Genomic DNA, 15,528 nt, shown 5'->3' on the forward strand with positions numbered 1-15,528 from the left:
TCTCAGGTAGGGGTCGGACCGATATGCCGGGGCACGGCGCCGCGCGCCGTCCGGCGGCGAGGACACGGCGCCTCAGACGGGTTCCGCGGGGCGCCGCCCGCTCGGCGTGACCAGGCCGGTCTCGAAGGCGTAGACGGCCGCCTGAGTGCGGTCGCGCAGGCCGAGCTTGGCGAGGAGGTTGCTGACGTGCGTCTTCACCGTCTGCTCCACGATGGCGAGCCGGGCGGCGATCTCGGCGTTGGACAGGCCGTGGGCGATCAGTCGCAGGATTTCGGTCTCGCGCCCGGTCAGCCGCTCGCCGGGCCGCTCCCCGGCCCGGACGGCGGGCGGGGCCGGCGCGCCCAGCCGCGCGAACGCCTCGATCAGCCGCCGGGTCACCGAGGGCGCGAGCAGGGCGTCGCCCGCCGCCACGACGCGCACGGCGTCGCTCAGCTCCCGGGCGCTGGCGTTCTTGAGCAGGAACCCGCTCGCCCCCGCGCGCAGCGCCTCGTACACGTACTCGTCCAGGTCGAAGGTGGTGAGGATCAGCACCTTGGCCTGGCCGGCCACCTGCCGGGCGGCCTCCAGGCCGTTGAGGCCGGGCATGCGGACGTCCATCACGACGACGTCGGGGCGCAGCTCGGCGACCTTGGCGACGGCGTCGTGCCCGTCGACCGCCTCCCCCACCACCTCGATGTCGGGCTGGGCGCCCAGCAGCACCGAGAAGCCCTCGCGGATCATCGCCTGGTCGTCGGCGAGCAGCACCCTGATGGTCATGCGATCCCGTCTCCGTCCAGCGGCAGCCGCGCGGTGACGGCGTAGCCGCCGTCGTCACCCGGCCCGGCGTCCAGGCGCCCGCCCAGCATGGCGGCGCGCTCGCGCATCCCGAGCAGCCCGTGCCCCGGGGAGGAGGCGGCCGCCACGGCCGCCGGGGCGGGGCCGTTGCGCACGCGGACCTCCAGCCCGTCGGGCGTGTAGGCCAGCTCGACGCGGACGTCCGCCCCCGGGGCGTGCCGCATCACGTTGCTCAGCGCCTCCTGCACGATGCGGTACGCCGACAGCCCGACGCCCGGCGGGGCGGGCCGCGGCGTGCCGGCGGTCTCCAGGGTGACCCGAAGCCCGGCCTCGCGCACCTTGGCCACCAGGCCGTCCAGGGCCGACAGGCCGGGCTGCGGGCCGAGGTCGGGCTCGCCGCCGGCGTTCCTCAGCAGGCCGAGGACGCGGTGCAGCTCGGCCAGCGCCTCAAGCGCGCTGGCCCGGATGGTGGCGAAGCTGCGGCTCAGCTCCTCGGGCGGGTCGTCGACCCGGTACGGGGCCGCCTCGGCCTGGACGGCCACCACGGCCATGTGGTGGGCCACCACGTCGTGCAGCTCGCGCGCGATGCGGGCGCGCTCCTCCAGCAGCGCGCGGCGCGCCTGCTCCTCGGCGCCCAGCCGCTCGGCGCGGGCCAGGCTGCGCAGCGCCTCGCCGCGCCCGCGCAGGGCGCCCGCCGCGACCAGCACGGCGCCCGAGAGCACCGCCATGTCGGCGAAGGCCGGCGGGAACATCGGCCCCGGCGAGAGCAGCATCGGGACGAGCCCGGTCAGCATCGTGACGACCCACATCTCGGCGAGGACCCGCGGCCGCACGCGAAGGCCGGCGAGCGCGAGGACGAGCAGGTGGACGGCGAGCACCGGCACCGGCCACACCACGCCCGTCATGGGATGGGCGGCGAACGCGGCCACCATGCCCACTCCCAGCGACAGCCACCAGCCGGACATCGGCCAGTACAGGCACAACAGCGGGCCGAGCGCCTGGGCGACGGCGAGCAGGCCGGCCGTCTCGTTGCGGATGCCGTAGTCCTCGATCAGGGTGTGCCAGGAGACGATCGCCAGCAGGAGCGAGAAGCACCCCACCGCGAGGTGGACGCTCCACGCGATCGAGGGGAAGGCGGGCAGCGGCGGCGTGAACAGCGGGTCGCTCCGGCCCGGCGACAGGTCGTCGCGCAGCCCCCGGAGCGCGCCGCGGTCGCGCTCGTACGATCCCGCCATGCCTCCGGCTCCCCTTCCCCCGTCCGTCTCCCCACCTGCGGAAGCCGGGCGCGTCATATCGGGACGAGTAGGTCACGCCGCGCTTCCCCCAGAATGCCGCCTTCCGCGGGCGAACGGCGGCACGGCGCCGGAGGAACCCGGCCCCGCCTGGGCGGCGGCGCAGCCCGGACCCGGGGCTCGCGCAGGGTGCGGACCGCCGTTCGACGCCCGCGCCTGGAATGCCGGGCCGAGCCGCCGGCGCTTGGAATACCGCAACCTCACTAAAACTCGATGAGTGTGTGAACAAGGCGCGGGCGGCCCGGAAAGCCGCACGAGAACCCGTTATCGGCCGACCGGAAACGCCTGGAATACATGACATTTCTTCCTTGACCGCACTCACAGATATGCATAACTTAGTGCTATTGCCCGCACGCCCCAGCGCAATACGCAAATACCCACAGAATGCCCTAAGCCCCTTGTGAAAGGCACCTTCCGGGGCCGCGACGAGACGCCAGACCCGGCTGGCACTCCTTTTCGCCGGACGACGAAACTCCCGGCGCGCCGGGGCCCGCCGGCACACGGCGAGAACCCGGATCCGGCAGTTTCCAGACGCGGCCCAGCCCCTCGAGAAAGGCACCCAGTATGAACTCCCTCGCCAAGCGCGCCGCCCGAGCCGTCGTACTTCTCGGGGTCGTCACCGCCGCGGCGCTCGTCCCCACCGCCGCGCACGCGGAGGCGAACTACACGTGCGCCTCCGGATACACCTATGACTCGCCGATCCAGATTCTGGGGCCCTACGGCATATACGGGGAGAGCTGCACCGGGGGCAACGGCGACGACTTCGGCCTGGTGACCATCCCGCCGGGGAGCTGGCCCATGCCCACCCAGGAGACCTTCTACTGCCACTACATCTACGAGGTCGAGCCCGGGACCATCATGGCCCACGGCTGCCAGTGACCGGTGCCCGTCAGTCCGCCGGCGCCCCGGTGCGGTCACGGGCGCCGGCGCGGACGGGCCCGGCTACGCCGTGGGGCTCGGGGACGGGACCGGAAGGCCTACGCGGGCCGGCACCGAGAAGGGCTCGGAGGGCCGGCTGAGGTTGCCCGCGGCGTCCCTGGCCACCACCACGTAGATGTAGCGCATCCCGGTGACCATGCCCTGCTCGCCGAAGAACGTGAAACCGCCCCCCTGCACGGTCCCCGCCTTCACGAAGCCCTGGCCGGTCGTGGACTCGCGGTAGACGTCGTACGCCGTGACGCCGACGTCGTCGGTCGACGGCCTCCAGCAGAACGCGGTCCCGGGGAAGTCCCACAGGCACGGCTCGGTGAAGCCGGTCGGGGCCGACGGCGGGGTGACGTCGGTCGTGGGCGGCGGCCAGGGCCTCCCGCTCGCGCGGAGCGTGATCATCGCCGACGGCGCGCTGACGTTGCCCGAGATGTCCTTGGCCACGACGTACACCGTGTACAGGCGGCCGGGCTCGCCGGAGAAGACGCCGGCGGTGCGGGTCGTGGACGCCGCCCGCACGAAGCCGGAAACCTCCAGCCGGTGGATCTCGTAGCCGGTCACCCCGGAGTCGTCGGTCGAGGCGTCCCAGCACACCGCCACCCGCCCCCACGTCCCGCCCGTCGGGCAGCCGGTCAGCCCCGTCGGCCGCGACGGCGGCGTGGTGTCGGCCGCGGCGTGAACCACGGGGATCACCGCCAGAGCCGCCGCGAACGCGACGGCCGGCAGGATGGCTCTCAAAAACTGCACGCCGAGCCTCATGGTGCTCCCATCGGTCCGCGACAGCACGTGAATCCGGTGACGATCGTCACCCGGTTCACGGGGCCGGTAAAGCGCGCCCCGGTGGACGACGTCGAAGCCGCTGGTAGGTGATGAACCGTTCATCCGGCCCCGGCGGCACCCGGCCGCCGGAGCGCCGCGCGCCCGGCGGGCGCCCCCCGGACGTCGCGGCGGATACCGCTGCATACGGTGGGGGTATGACCGACCTGATGCCGGCGGTGGCATACCGCAGACCGCTTCCGATCTCGGACCCGGCCAGCCTGGAGGACGTCGAACTGCCCGTTCCCACGCCCGGCCCGCGTGATCTCCTGGTCCGCGTGGAGGCCGTCTCGGTGAACCCGGTGGACACCAAGGTGCGGACGGGACAGGACCCGGGGGGCGAGCCGCGGGTCCTCGGCTACGACGCGGCGGGCGTCGTCGTCGCGACCGGCGAGCGGGTCACGCTCTTCGAGCCCGGTGACGAGGTCTACTACGCCGGGTCGATCGCCCGCCCGGGCACCGACGCGCGCTTCCACGCCGTGGACGAGCGCATCGTGGGGCACAAGCCGAGGACGCTGAGCTTCGCCGAGGCGGCGGCGCTGCCGCTGACCACGATCACGGCCTGGGAGACGCTGTTCGACCGCTTCGGCCTGGGCGTGCACAGCACCGGGACGCTGCTGGTGCTCGGCGGGGCGGGCGGCGTGGGGAGCATGGTCGTGCAGCTCGCCCGCGCCCTCACCGGGGTCACCGTCATCGCGACCGCGTCACGCCCGGAGTCCACGCAGTGGGCGCGTGACATGGGCGCCCACGAGGTGATCGACCACCACGACCTCGTCGGCGCCGTGCGCGAGGCGGCCCCGGACGGCGTGGACTTCGTCTTCTCCCCGCACACCGGCGGCGCCGTCGAGTCCTTCGCCGAGATCCTGCGGCCCGGCGGCCAGATCACCGCGATCGACGAGCCGGAGGGGCTGGACCTGCTGCCGCTCAAGGCCAAGAGCATCACCTTCCACTGGGAGTTCATGTTCACCCGGCCGATCTTCCAGCCCGACGACATGATCGCCCAGCACGACCTGCTGGAGCGGGTGCGCGAGCTGGTCGACCGCGGCGCCATACGCACCACCCTCACCCGATGCCTCGAACCCTTCGACGCCGCGACGCTGCGGCGAGCGCACGAGATGGTCGAGAGCGGCCGCATGGTGGGCAAGGTGGTGGTCGCCGGCTTCTGACCCCGGCGGTCGGGACAAAGAACCGGTAATCATCCGCACCGGGGAGTCCCGTGAGGCGGGACCGGCGACCGCTGCGGGGTATGCCGACTGCGGTGGCGTGGCGACGGCTCCCGCCGTCACGGGACCGGAAAGGCCGGTGCGGAGCGGGATGACAGGGCACGGCATGCGAAAACGGCTCGTCGGCGTCGCCGTGCGGCCCGCGGTGGCCGTCGCGGTGATCGTGACGGCGGGGCTCACCGCGCCGCCTCCGGCGATCGCCGGCCCGGCCGCCGCCCGGCACGGGTCCCTGACCCTCGGCCGGGACCACGGCCCCATCGTCGTCCACAGCGGGGCGGGCAAGCGCAACCAGAGCTACGTGGCCGTGTACAGCCCGACTAACGTGCGCGGTGTGCAGGGGGTGTCGGTCAGCGTCAGCGGCAAGACGACCATGCAGTCCGCCCACTGCAGGAACCACAACCGCGTCTGCACCATCTCCCAGAAGCACTGGACGAGGTCCGGGGGCGGCGGCACGGCGAACGGAGGCGGCGGCCGGTGACGCCGAGGTCCGGCGGGACGGGCGGCGATCGGACGACGACTCACCGGTGCGGCGGAGCGCGCGCGGGCAGGCTCGCCGCGTGCGTTCTCACCGGCGTCTGCGCCGGGTTGCTCGGCGTCGTCGCGTCCCCGGCGGCGTGGGCGGACCCGGTGCCCGCGAGCGGGGAAGGCCCGGGCAAGGGCCGGCGGGACGACGGGGACGGCATCCGCCCCCGCGTGGGGAACGGCACCGGCAACCACAGCGTCGTCTCCGTGAGGAGCCCGACCACCAACCACGGGTACCAGCACACCTCCGCCACCACCGCGGGTGGCGCGACCAGCATCCAGAACGCCCTGTGCAGGCACGCCAGGGTCTGCAACATCACCCTGCAGGTCATCGTCGTCAGCCCCGAGAGACCCCGGCGCCCCGCCAGGAAGCCCCAGGCCCCCGCGCCCGCGGAGGCGGAGGAGACGCAGGAGACGGCCTCCGGCTGCGACCGCCGACGCGCCACCCCGCCGGGGCCCGTCGCCGCGGGCTGAGCGGAGCGCACGTCCCCACCGGCGCGGGGAGGGACGGTCAGCGTCCTCGGAGCGTCACCGAGGGCGCCTGGCCGTACCGGGCGCGGTAGGCGGCGGCGAAGCGGCCCTGGTGCGGGAACCCCCACCGGGCGGCGACGGTGGTCACCGTGCACCGCGCCGGGTCGCCCCGCGACAGCTCCTCGTGCACCCTGGCCAGGCGGACGTCCCGCAGCCGCGCCATCGGGGTCAGCCCCAGGTGGCGGCGGAACCCCTCCTGGAGGGAGCGGCTGCTGACCGCCACGGCCCGCGCGATGTCGTCGGTGCTCAGCGGCTGGTCGGCGTGCTGTTCGATGAACTCCACGGCCCGGCGGACCACCTTGGGCAGCGCGGGCGGCGCCGGCGCCCGCAGCCGGGCGGAGTAGTTGGACGGCTGCATCGTCAGCAGCGACGTGACCAGCGCGTTCTCCAGGTGCGCCATGGCCAGCGGCTGCGCCGCCAGCCCGTCCTCGTGCTCTGCCTCCCTGACGATGAGGTCGACCATCGCCCGCCACGCCCGCGCCGGGCCGGTGGTCATGTCGAGCCCCAGGTCGAAGACGAGCGGCCGGCCGAGCCGCTCGCCGCGCATCTGCTCCAGCGCGTGCTCCACGACCGGCCGGTCGAACTTCACGATGAGCTGCGGGCAGCCCGCCCCCCAGCGCATGTCGAGGTACTCGGTCGGCGAGGGCAGCGAGGCCAGCTCCGGGGTGGAGACGATCTCCTGTCCCCCGCACCTGATCAGGCTGCGCCCGGCGAGCGGCACCTGCACCAGGTAGAACGACTCCAGCTCGCCCGGTTCGATGCGGACGCCGGCGGCGTAGTCGAGATAGCTCACCCGGACGGACCCGAGCTGGGCCGAGTTGAACCGCGCGGCCAGCGGCGCCGGGTCGCCGCTCAGGTCGAGCCGGTGCGGGCAGAACACGCGGCCCACCTGGTCGCGGACCTCGTCGAGATCGTCACTGGCGAAGACGGCCCGGTTCCCGAGCAGGACCCTGTCAACCATCACCGCTCCCGCTCCGTATCCGGCTGCCCCGAAATCGTGACCGATCGCGGCACGTCCGTCCAGGCACATTTACACATTCGTCTCGCCGCCCCGGTGGGGGCCGGTGCCGGCGTCAGGTCCGCGCCAGGCGGATGGGATCCGCGCTGGATGGATGGCCGCCGCCCCCGCACGGATCGTAGTTTCTGAGCGACGGAACGTTGGAGAGGGGAAACACCCAATGCGCAGAATCCTGATCGTCGGAGCCGGGCAGTCCGGCCTGCACCTCGCGCTCGGCCTGCTGCGGAACGGCTACGACGTCACGGTCGTGTCCAACCGCACCCCCGAGGACATCGCCCGCGGGCGGGTGACGTCGAGCCAGGCCATGTTCGACATGGCCCTGGCCCACGAACGGGCCCTGGACATCGACCTGTGGGGCGACGCCGCCCCGCCGATCGAGGGCATCCAGTTCACCGTCCCCGGCCCGGACGGCGGCCGGGCCGTCGACTGGGCGGCCCGGCTGCGAGCCCCGGCGCGCTCGGTCGACCAGCGGATCAAGATGCCGGCCTGGCTGGCCGAGGTCGAGCGCCTGGGCGGCAAGATCGTCATTCACGACGCGACCCCCGCCGACCTGGAGGTCTACGCCGCGCAGTACGACCTCGTGCTGGTCGCCGCGGGCAAGGGCACGATCTCCTCGCTGTTCGAGCGGGACGCGGCGCGCTCGCCGTACGAGGCCCCGCAGCGCGCGCTCGCCCTGACCTACGTCAACGGGCTCGCCCCGCGGCCGGAGTACTCCGCGGTGTGCTTCAACCTGGTGCCCGGCGTGGGCGAGTACTTCGTGTTCCCCGCGCTGACCCGCACGGGCCCGTGCGAGATCATGGTGTTCGAGGGCGTGCCCGGCGGGCCGATGGACTGCTGGGCCGACGTGCGCACCCCAACCGAGCACCTGGAGAGGAGCAGGTGGGTGCTGTCCACCTTCCTGCCCTGGGAGGCCGAGCGCTGCGCCGGAGTCGAGCTGACCGACGAGCTGGGCGTCCTGTCGGGCAGGTTCGCCCCGACGGTGCGCCGGCCGGTCGCCACGCTGCCGTCCGGCGCCGCGGTGCTCGGGGTGGCCGACGTGGTGGTGCTGAACGACCCGATCACCGGGCAGGGCGCCAACAACGCCGCCAAGTGCGCCGCCTCCTACCTGGAGTCGATCCTCGCGCGCGGCGACGAGCCGTACGACGCCGTCTGGATGGAGAGCGCCTTCGAGCGTTACTGGGCCGACGCCCGGCACGCCACGGAGTGGACGAACGCGCTGCTCGCTCCCCCGGAGCCGCACATGCTCGAACTCCTGGGCGCGGCCGGCGGCCTGCCGGACGTGGCCTCCCGGTTCGTCAACGGGTTCAACGACCCGCGCGACTACGCCGAGTGGTTCCTGGACCCCGCCGGGGCCCGGGACTACCTGGCGCGCTCGGCAGGGTGACGGCCATGAGGTCCCTGCGTGACGCCCTCGGGCAGTTCGCGACCGGGGTGGCGGTGGTCACCACCGCCACCCCGCGCGGGGAGCGGGCCGGGGTCACCGTCAACTCCTTCGCCTCGGTGTCGCTCGACCCGCCGCTGGTGCTGTGGTGCCTGTCGCTGCGCTCGCCGAGCGAGCCGGTCTTCCGCCGGGCCGGCAGGTTCGTGGTCAACGTCCTGGCGGCGGACCAGGACCACCTCTCCCAGCGGTTCGCGACCCCCATGCCCGACAAGTTCGCCGGGGTGGAGACGCACCTCGCCGACGGCCTGCCCGTCCTGGCGGGGACGGTCGCCTTCTTCGCCTGCCGCACCCTGACCGCCCACGACGGCGGCGACCACCGCATCTTCCTCGGCGAGGTCGAGCGGTTCGGGCGGTGCGAGGGCGAGCCGCTGGTCTTCCACTCCGGGAGGTACCGCGCCCTGTCGTCGGCCGTTCCCGCGTGACCCGGCCGTCACGCGGGGCGCGGGGCGGTGGCGGCGGGGACGACGACGGAGGTGAGGATGAGGCCGTCTCGCACCAGCCAGCGCCCGGAGAAGCCCGGCAGCCCTCGCCCGTTCAGCGGGGGGCCGGCGACCAGGAACCGGGCGGTGAAGGTGCCGGTCGCGGGGGCGACGGCGATCCGCGCGTCCTCGAAGCCGAGGCGGCGGCCGGTCAGCGGGAACCACGCCTTGTACACCGACTCCTTGGCGCAGAACAGCAGCCGGTCCCAGCGGGCGCCGGGGTGGTCGCGCAGCAGCCCGCGCACCAGGCTCCGCTCCTCGGGCAGGGCGATCACGTCCAGGACGCCTTCGGGCAGCGCCTCGTGGGGCTCGGCGTCGATGCCGATCGCGGCGACGGCGGAGGTCGTGCCGAGGACGGCGGCCCGGTAGCCGGCGCAGTGGGTGATGCTCCCCAGCACGCCCTCGGGCCACAGCGGCTGCCCGGCCGGCCCGGCCGGGATGGGCACGGGCGGCCTGCCGAGCCGGCCGAGGGCCCGCCTGGCGCACGTCCGCCCCGTCGTGAACTCCCTGCGCCGCCTGTCCACCGCCTGCTCGATCAGCGCCCGCTCCTCGGGGAACAGGTGCGCGTTCAGGTCGTCCTCACGGGCCTCGGCGGCCACGACGTACGAGGGGAGGATGGCCTCGATCACGCCGGACGGCCCCCCCGCACGGCGACGGCCGTCCGGCCGTGAGCCGCCCCCGGCCGCACCGGACCGGCCGGGCGACGCCGTCGGCACACATACCGTCGCGGAAACAAATATGTCCGGTTGACCGGACATGGTTCCACCGGCGGCGGGCCGGCAAGTATCGTGTGACAGCCGGAGATCATCGCGGCGCCCGCCGATGAAGCGAGGGCTGATGACGGACACCGATGACGACGAACTGTGGGCCCGGCGATTCCACCCGTCGCCCCAGGCCCCCGTGCGGCTGGTCTGCTTCCCGCACGCGGGCGGGGCGGCCAGCTACTTCCACCCGCTGTCGGCCGCCCTGGCGCCGGACGCCGAAGTGCTGGCGATCCAGTACCCGGGACGGCAGGACCGCCGCCGGGAGACCTGCGTCGACACCATCCCCGAGCTGGCCGACCGTGTCTTCGGCGCGCTGGACGGCCGGGTTAAGCCGCCGTTCGTGTTCTTCGGCCACAGCATGGGGGCGGTCGTGGCCTTCGAGGTGGCGCTGCGCTTCGCGCGCGCCGGCGGCCCCGCGCCGTCCCGGCTGGTGGTGTCCGGGCGCCGGGCGCCGTCGTCCCGGCAGCGGCGCGTCGACCTCGGCACCGACGCCGCGGTCGTCGCCGAGCTGCGCCGGCTCGGCGGGACGCCCGAGATGTTCCTGCGGGACCCGGAGCTGCTGGCGAGCATCGTGCAGGTGACGCGGGTCGACTACCGGGCGCTCGACGACTACGCCGCCCCGCCCGACGCCGTGCTCGACGGCGTGCCGGTCACCGCGCTGGTGGGCGACTCCGATCCGGTCACCGCGGTCGACGACGTGCCGGCCTGGGGCCGGCACACGAGCGGCCCCTTCGAGCTCCACGTCTTCCCCGGCGGCCACTTCTTCATCGAGTCGCGCAAGGCGGAGGTCACCGCCATTCTGTCCAAGGCGGTGAAGGCCCTCTCCTGAGCCGCGGTCCTTCCCCGGCGGGTGCGGGGCGGTGCGGGGAAGCCGGTTCACGGTGCGGGGGCGTCAGGAAGCGGGCGTGGCGAACGCCGCCTTCCAGTCCACGGCGACACCTCGCACGTACGCTTCGGCCAGGGCGGCCAGGAACCGGTTCATGCCGCCTTCCTCGCGGCGCAACGTCCCCATGATCACGGCGGTGGCGCCGGCCTCCTCGGCGGTGTCCTGCAGGCCGACGGTGAGCACCGGCTGCGCGCTGCACTCGATGAAGGTCGTGTGGCCGTCGGCGATCAGCGCCCGCGCGGCGTCGTCGAACCTGACCGTCTGCCGGAGGTTGCGGTACCAGTACGCGGCGTCCAGCTCGGCGGTGGGGATCGGCTCGCCCACGACGGTGGAGTAGAAGACGGCGTCCGCCGGCCGCGGGGTGATCCCGGCCGCCAGGTCGAGCAGCTCGCCGTGGATCTCCTCGATGTGCGCCGAGTGCGCGGCGAAGTCGACGCCGGGGACCCGCCATCGCAGCATGCGGGCCTCACGCAGGGCGGACTCGAACTCCGTGACCGCGTCGGCGTCGCCGGAGACCGTGATCGCGGAGGGGCCGTTCACCGCGGCGACGGACAGCCGCCCCTCCCACCCCGACAGCAGCGTACGCACCTGGGCGTTGGGGGCCAGCACGGTGATCATGGCCCCCCGGCCGCGGATCGCCCCCAGCGCCTTGCTGCGCAGCGCGACGATCCTCGCGGCGTCCGCCGCCGACAGGGCGCCGGCCGCGCACGCGGCGGCCACCTCACCCTGGGAGTGGCCGACCACCGCGGACGGCCGCACGCCGAACGAGTCCCACAACCGGGCCAGCGACACCATCATCGCGAAGAGCACCGGCTGGACGACGTCCACCCGGTCGAGGGTCGGGGCGCCGGGCACGCCGCGCAGCACGTCCTCCAGCGACCAGTCCACGTACCGCGCCAGCGCCCGCTCGCACTCGCGGACCGAGGCGGCGAACACGGGCGCGGAGTCCAGCAGCTCGACGGCCATGCCGTCCCACTGGGTGCCCTGCCCGGGGAAGACGAACACCGGCCGGTCGACGGCCCGCGCCTCTCCCCCGACCACGTTGGCCGCCTCCGCGCCCTCGGCGACCGCCCGCACCCCGGCCAGCAGCTCGTCGGGGCCGGCGCCGAGCACGACGGCGCGGTGCGGGAACGCCACCCGGGGGGCCGCGAGCATGCGACCCACCTCGGCGACGTCCAACCCGGCGTCGGCCCGCGCCCGGGCCAGCAGCCGCGACGCCTGGGCGCGCAGCCCTTCGCCGCTGCGTCCGGACAGCACCCACGGCAGCACCGCGGGCTCCAGGGCCACGCCCGTATCAAGATGGCCAGTTCCGAAAGTCACCGACTCTCCCCGTCATCGGTACCGGCTGAGGAGACGTCAGCGTATCCAGCGGCCGCCCGGGCCTGCCCACCGTCGGGTAACCGCCCGCCAACTCCGGGCGTTACCGCGCCGTTCCCCCGGCATTGGCACCGGCGCGCCGGTCAGGATGGGCAACGCGGCCCGGCCCTGCCTAAGATCGCGCCGAGGTCGGAGCGCCGCGACGCCCGGTCGCGCGGAAAGGGTGCGTCTCACGACGCTGCGCGGTTCTCGTCAGTAAGGCACGAATCCTGACGACGGGTCTGTCGTCTCAAGGAGAGTTCATGCCACCCACAACTTCAGCCACACGGACCATCATCGAGCGGGGGGCGCGCGATGCGGTGACGGGCGAGCGTTCCTGGCTCCGCTTGCTGCGCCCCGTGGAGGACTCGGCGCTCAGCCGGGCCGTGACCGATCCGCTGGTGCTCGACGAGGTCATGGCGCGGGCGGGGCCCGGGGCGGCCGGATGGGCGGTGGAGAGCGGTCGCCGGCTGCGCGCCGAGCTCGCGCAGGAGCCGCTCATCAGCGGCAACCGCCGCCCGGGCGCGGAGTCCAGGTTCACCGAAGCCGTGTCGCTGTGGGCGGTGCTGCGGTTGGGCGGTGTCCGCGTCATCCCCGGCCCGGTCGCCGCGGAGCTCACCAAGGTCATCCGGGACCGCGTCCCGGACGGGGTGTCCGTCGAGCTCGGGCTGCGCTGCGTCCGGGCCGCGCACGCGCTCCTCACCCGCGCGCTGTTCCAGGTCTGTGAGACGACGCTCCCGGCGGGAGAGCAGCTCGCGACCATGCGCACGATCTCCGCCGAGCTCTTCGACGGCATGGAGACCCTGGCGGCGGTGGTCGCCGAGGAGTTCGCGGTCCAGCGTGACCGGTGGTTCTCCGGCTCCGCGGGCGAACGGTTCGAGCTGGTCAACACGATCCTGGACGGCGAGCCCGTCGATCCGGAGAAGGCGATGCGGCGGCTGGGTTACGACCTGACGCTGCACCACGTCGCGCTGGTGCTGTGGCGCGACGCGCTGCACGACGGCACCCGGGAGCTGGAGAGCGTCGCGCGCCGCCTGCTGGAACAGGCCGGCTGCTCGTCGGTGCTGCTGCTTCCCTCGGGGGCGGGGCGCCTGTGGGCGTGGGGCGGAAGGACCAGCAACCGCCCCACCGAGTTCCGGCGCCTGGACGACGCGCCGGTGCTGCCCCCGCACGCGCACGTCGCGTCCGGACTGCCCGACGAGGGGATCAGCGGGTTCCGCCGCTCCCACGCGCAGGCGCTCACCGCCGAGCGGGTGGGCAGGACGGCCCCGCCCAAGCCCTGCCGCATGTACGACTACGGCGCGCTGGAGCTCATGCTCCTGCTGAGCGCGGACACCGGGGCCGCCACCGAGTTCGTCACGCGCGAGCTGGGCCCGCTGGCCGCCGACGACAAGCCCATGGCCGCGTTGCGGGACACCGTGCGGTGCTTCCTCGACCAGGAGCGGAGCCTGGCCGCGACGGCGGAGCTGCTGCACATCGCCAAGAACACCGTGGTCTACCGCGTGCAGAAGGCGGAGCGGCTGCTCGGCCGGTCGCTGCGGGAGGACCGGCTCCGCCTGCACACGGCGCTGTACCTGGCCGACCAGCTCGGCCCCGTCGTGCTGGCCGGGCACGGGCCGGGCGGCCCGCGCGCGACATCCGGTTCCTCTGCCAGGCAGTGACGAGACCCCGCGCTCCGTCTCCGCGCCGCCGGGACGGCCACGCCGTCCGTCGGCGTCCCAGGGACGATCGGCCGGGCGCGGGGCGATCCTCGCGCTGACCTGGGCGATCGCGAGCCCTTCGTCCGGACGCGGCGCCGCGCCGCCGGAAGACCCGTGTCCCCCACCCCGCCAAGGAGATCGGTTCGCATGGAGAAGCGGGAAAAGCTCCTCGACTACCTCAAATGGGTCACCGCCGATCTGCACAAGGCGCGCTCCCGGATCACCGAGCTCGAAGCCGACCGGCACGAGCCGGTCGCCGTGGTCGGCATGGCGTGCCGGTATCCCGGCGGGGTCACGTCGCCGGAGGAGCTGTGGCGCCTGGTCGCCGAAGGCGGCGACGCGATCGGGGAGTTTCCCGGCGACCGCGGCTGGGACATCGAGAACCTGTACGACCCCGACCCGGAGGCGCAGGGCAAGACCTACTCCACGCGCGGCGGCTTCCTCGACGACGTCAAGGGGTTCGACGCGGGGTTCTTCGGGATCTCGCCGCGTGAGGCGCTGGTGATGGATCCGCAGCAGCGGTTGCTGCTGGAGATCTGCTGGGAGGCCATCGAGCGGGCCCGGATGGACCCGCACACGTTGCGCGGCAGCAGGACCGGCGTGTTCGCCGGGATGATGTACACCGGCTACGGCCCGGGAGCCGGTGAGCATCCGCCGGGCACCGAGGGCTACGTGATGACCGGCTTCATGCCCAGCGTCGCCTCCGGCCGAGTCGCCTACACCCTCGGGCTGGAAGGGCCCGCGATTAGCATGGACACCGCGTGCTCGTCGTCGCTGGTCGCCACGCACCTCGCCGTGCGGGCGCTGCGGGCCGGCGAGTGCGCCCTGGCGCTGGCCGGAGGCGTCATGGTGCTGCCGACGCCGGAAGGGTTCGTGGAGTTCTCGCGCCAGCGCGGGCTGGCGCCGGACGGCCGGTGCAAGGCGTTCGCCGGCGCCGCGGACGGCACCGGGTGGTCCGAGGGTGCGGGGATGCTGCTGCTGGAGCGCTTGTCGGACGCTAGGCGCAACGGGCGCCGGGTGCTGGCGGTGATCCGGGGCAGCGCGGTGAACCAGGACGGCGCGTCCAACGGTCTGGCGGCGCCGAACGGCCTGGCGCAGCAGCGGGTGATCCGGCAGGCGCTGGCCGACGCGCGGCTGTCCCCGGCCGAGGTCGACCTGGTGGAGGCGCACGGGACGGGAACGCGGCTGGGCGACCCGATCGAGGCGCAGGCGATCCTCGCGACCTACGGCCAGGCGCGGACGGCGGACCTCCCCCTGTGGCTGGGATCGCTCAAGACCAACATCGGCCACTCCCAGGCGGCGGCCGGCGTGGGCGGCCTGATCAAGCTGGTGATGGCGCTCCAGCACGGCGTGATGCCGAAGACGCTGCACGTGGACGAGCCCACGCCCCAGGTGGACTGGTCGGCCGGCGCGGTCGAGCTGCTGACGGAGGCACGTCCCTGGCCGGAGACCGGGCGTCCGCGCCGCGGCGCGGCGTCGTCGTTCGGGGTCAGCGGCACCAACGCCCACGTCGTCGTGGAGCAGGCCCCCGAACCCGAGCCGGCCGGGCAGGACGCCCCGGACGCGGCCGGGCTTGAAGCGGTGGAGCCGGACGCCGTCAGGCAGGGCGCGACGCCGCCGGTGGTGCCGTGGGTGCTGTCGGCGAAGACGCCGGGGGCGTTGCGGGCGCAGGCGGGTCGGTTGGTGTCGTTCGTGGAGTCCCGGCCGGAGGTCGATCCGGTGGATGTGGGGTTCTCGCTGGTGTCGTCGCGGTCGGTGTTCGAGCATCGTGCGGCGGTGGTGGCCGGTGACCGTGAGGG

The 15,528-nt window shown here is 74.0% G+C and carries 15 protein-coding genes; 9 read left to right on the forward strand and 6 right to left on the reverse strand.

Annotated elements, in window-relative coordinates:
- Positions 1-72: 72 nt before the first annotated feature.
- Both PYR91_RS35365 and PYR91_RS35370 read right to left on the reverse strand, forming a co-directional pair.
- Positions 73-756, reverse strand: a complete 684-nt coding sequence (locus tag PYR91_RS35365) for a response regulator transcription factor (protein WP_279787210.1) — start codon at positions 754-756, stop codon at positions 73-75.
- Positions 753-2,009, reverse strand: a complete 1,257-nt coding sequence (locus PYR91_RS35370) for a sensor histidine kinase (protein ID WP_279787212.1) — start codon at positions 2,007-2,009, stop codon at positions 753-755. The genes PYR91_RS35365 and PYR91_RS35370 overlap by 4 nt, the downstream gene beginning before the upstream one ends.
- A gap of 621 nt (positions 2,010-2,630) precedes the next feature.
- Between PYR91_RS35370 and PYR91_RS35375 the strand changes: the two genes are divergently transcribed.
- A complete protein-coding gene (locus PYR91_RS35375) occupies positions 2,631-2,945 on the forward strand; it encodes a hypothetical protein (protein ID WP_279787214.1) in 315 nt (104 codons plus the stop codon).
- A 63-nt stretch (positions 2,946-3,008) separates the two neighbouring features.
- On the opposite strand, the gene PYR91_RS35380 is transcribed toward PYR91_RS35375, so the two are convergent.
- Complete coding sequence (locus PYR91_RS35380; protein WP_279787216.1) at positions 3,009-3,740, reverse strand: hypothetical protein; 732 nt, start codon at positions 3,738-3,740, stop codon at positions 3,009-3,011.
- A gap of 227 nt (positions 3,741-3,967) precedes the next feature.
- On the opposite strand from PYR91_RS35380, the gene PYR91_RS35385 reads away from it, so the two are divergent.
- From PYR91_RS35385 to PYR91_RS35395, 3 genes are all read left to right on the forward strand, one after another.
- Positions 3,968-4,975 carry a zinc-binding alcohol dehydrogenase family protein gene (locus PYR91_RS35385; protein WP_279787218.1) on the forward strand — a complete coding sequence of 336 codons (1,008 nt, stop codon included), beginning with the start codon at positions 3,968-3,970 and terminating at the stop codon, positions 4,973-4,975.
- A 163-nt stretch (positions 4,976-5,138) separates the two neighbouring features.
- On the forward strand, positions 5,139-5,510 hold the full coding sequence (locus tag PYR91_RS35390; protein WP_279787220.1) for a hypothetical protein: 372 nt from the start codon (positions 5,139-5,141) through the stop codon (positions 5,508-5,510).
- Positions 5,507-6,028: a hypothetical protein gene (locus PYR91_RS35395; protein WP_279787222.1), complete on the forward strand. Its 522-nt coding sequence runs from the start codon at positions 5,507-5,509 to the stop codon at positions 6,026-6,028. Before PYR91_RS35390 ends, PYR91_RS35395 begins: the two co-directional genes overlap by 4 nt.
- A gap of 37 nt (positions 6,029-6,065) precedes the next feature.
- Here the strand turns inward: PYR91_RS35395 and PYR91_RS35400 are convergent, their stop codons facing one another.
- Complete coding sequence (locus tag PYR91_RS35400) at positions 6,066-7,046, reverse strand: AraC family transcriptional regulator (RefSeq protein WP_279787224.1); 981 nt, start codon at positions 7,044-7,046, stop codon at positions 6,066-6,068.
- Between the two features lie 217 nt (positions 7,047-7,263).
- Here PYR91_RS35400 and PYR91_RS35405 point away from each other — a divergent pair, with 217 nt between their 5' ends.
- Entirely contained in the window at positions 7,264-8,487 is a 1,224-nt protein-coding gene (locus PYR91_RS35405) for a styrene monooxygenase/indole monooxygenase family protein (RefSeq protein ID WP_279787226.1), read from the forward strand.
- A 5-nt stretch (positions 8,488-8,492) separates the two neighbouring features.
- A complete protein-coding gene (locus tag PYR91_RS35410) occupies positions 8,493-8,966 on the forward strand; it encodes a flavin reductase family protein (RefSeq protein WP_279787228.1) in 474 nt (157 codons plus the stop codon).
- Positions 8,967-8,974: 8 nt separating this feature from the next.
- Here the strand turns inward: PYR91_RS35410 and PYR91_RS35415 are convergent, their stop codons facing one another.
- The gene (locus PYR91_RS35415) at positions 8,975-9,652 is read right to left on the reverse strand and encodes a 4'-phosphopantetheinyl transferase superfamily protein (protein ID WP_279787230.1); all 678 of its coding nucleotides are present in this window, start codon (positions 9,650-9,652) and stop codon (positions 8,975-8,977) included.
- A gap of 208 nt (positions 9,653-9,860) precedes the next feature.
- On the opposite strand from PYR91_RS35415, the gene PYR91_RS35420 reads away from it, so the two are divergent.
- Positions 9,861-10,616: an alpha/beta fold hydrolase gene (locus PYR91_RS35420; RefSeq protein WP_279787232.1), complete on the forward strand. Its 756-nt coding sequence runs from the start codon at positions 9,861-9,863 to the stop codon at positions 10,614-10,616.
- 63 nt (positions 10,617-10,679) lie between these two features.
- Here the strand turns inward: PYR91_RS35420 and PYR91_RS35425 are convergent, their stop codons facing one another.
- The gene (locus PYR91_RS35425; RefSeq protein WP_279787234.1) at positions 10,680-11,993 is read right to left on the reverse strand and encodes an acyltransferase domain-containing protein; all 1,314 of its coding nucleotides are present in this window, start codon (positions 11,991-11,993) and stop codon (positions 10,680-10,682) included.
- Positions 11,994-12,292: 299 nt separating this feature from the next.
- On the opposite strand from PYR91_RS35425, the gene PYR91_RS35430 reads away from it, so the two are divergent.
- Positions 12,293-13,690, forward strand: a complete 1,398-nt coding sequence (locus PYR91_RS35430; RefSeq protein WP_279787236.1) for a helix-turn-helix domain-containing protein — start codon at positions 12,293-12,295, stop codon at positions 13,688-13,690.
- A gap of 186 nt (positions 13,691-13,876) precedes the next feature.
- Positions 13,877-15,528 (forward strand): beta-ketoacyl synthase N-terminal-like domain-containing protein (locus PYR91_RS35435; RefSeq protein ID WP_279787238.1); only part of this gene is annotated, 1,652 nt, incomplete at its 3' end.

Source organism: Sphaerisporangium sp. TRM90804 (assembly GCF_029846175.1).
Classification (GTDB): domain Bacteria; phylum Actinomycetota; class Actinomycetes; order Streptosporangiales; family Streptosporangiaceae; genus Sphaerisporangium.

Excerpts from the sequence above, each read along its gene's own strand:
- PYR91_RS35365 (WP_279787210.1), bottom strand. The coding sequence starts at position 756 with ATGACCATCAGGGTGCTGCTCGCCGACGACCAGGCGATGATCCGCGAG.
- PYR91_RS35370 (WP_279787212.1), bottom strand. The coding sequence starts at position 2,009 with ATGGCGGGATCGTACGAGCGCGACCGCGGCGCGCTCCGGGGGCTGCGC.
- PYR91_RS35375 (WP_279787214.1), top strand. The coding sequence starts at position 2,631 with ATGAACTCCCTCGCCAAGCGCGCCGCCCGAGCCGTCGTACTTCTCGGG.
- PYR91_RS35385 (WP_279787218.1), top strand. The coding sequence starts at position 3,968 with ATGACCGACCTGATGCCGGCGGTGGCATACCGCAGACCGCTTCCGATC.
- PYR91_RS35390 (WP_279787220.1), top strand. The coding sequence starts at position 5,139 with ATGCGAAAACGGCTCGTCGGCGTCGCCGTGCGGCCCGCGGTGGCCGTC.
- PYR91_RS35400 (WP_279787224.1), bottom strand. The coding sequence starts at position 7,046 with ATGGTTGACAGGGTCCTGCTCGGGAACCGGGCCGTCTTCGCCAGTGAC.
- PYR91_RS35405 (WP_279787226.1), top strand. The coding sequence starts at position 7,264 with ATGCGCAGAATCCTGATCGTCGGAGCCGGGCAGTCCGGCCTGCACCTC.
- PYR91_RS35410 (WP_279787228.1), top strand. The coding sequence starts at position 8,493 with ATGAGGTCCCTGCGTGACGCCCTCGGGCAGTTCGCGACCGGGGTGGCG.
- PYR91_RS35420 (WP_279787232.1), top strand. The coding sequence starts at position 9,861 with ATGACGGACACCGATGACGACGAACTGTGGGCCCGGCGATTCCACCCG.
- PYR91_RS35430 (WP_279787236.1), top strand. The coding sequence starts at position 12,293 with ATGCCACCCACAACTTCAGCCACACGGACCATCATCGAGCGGGGGGCG.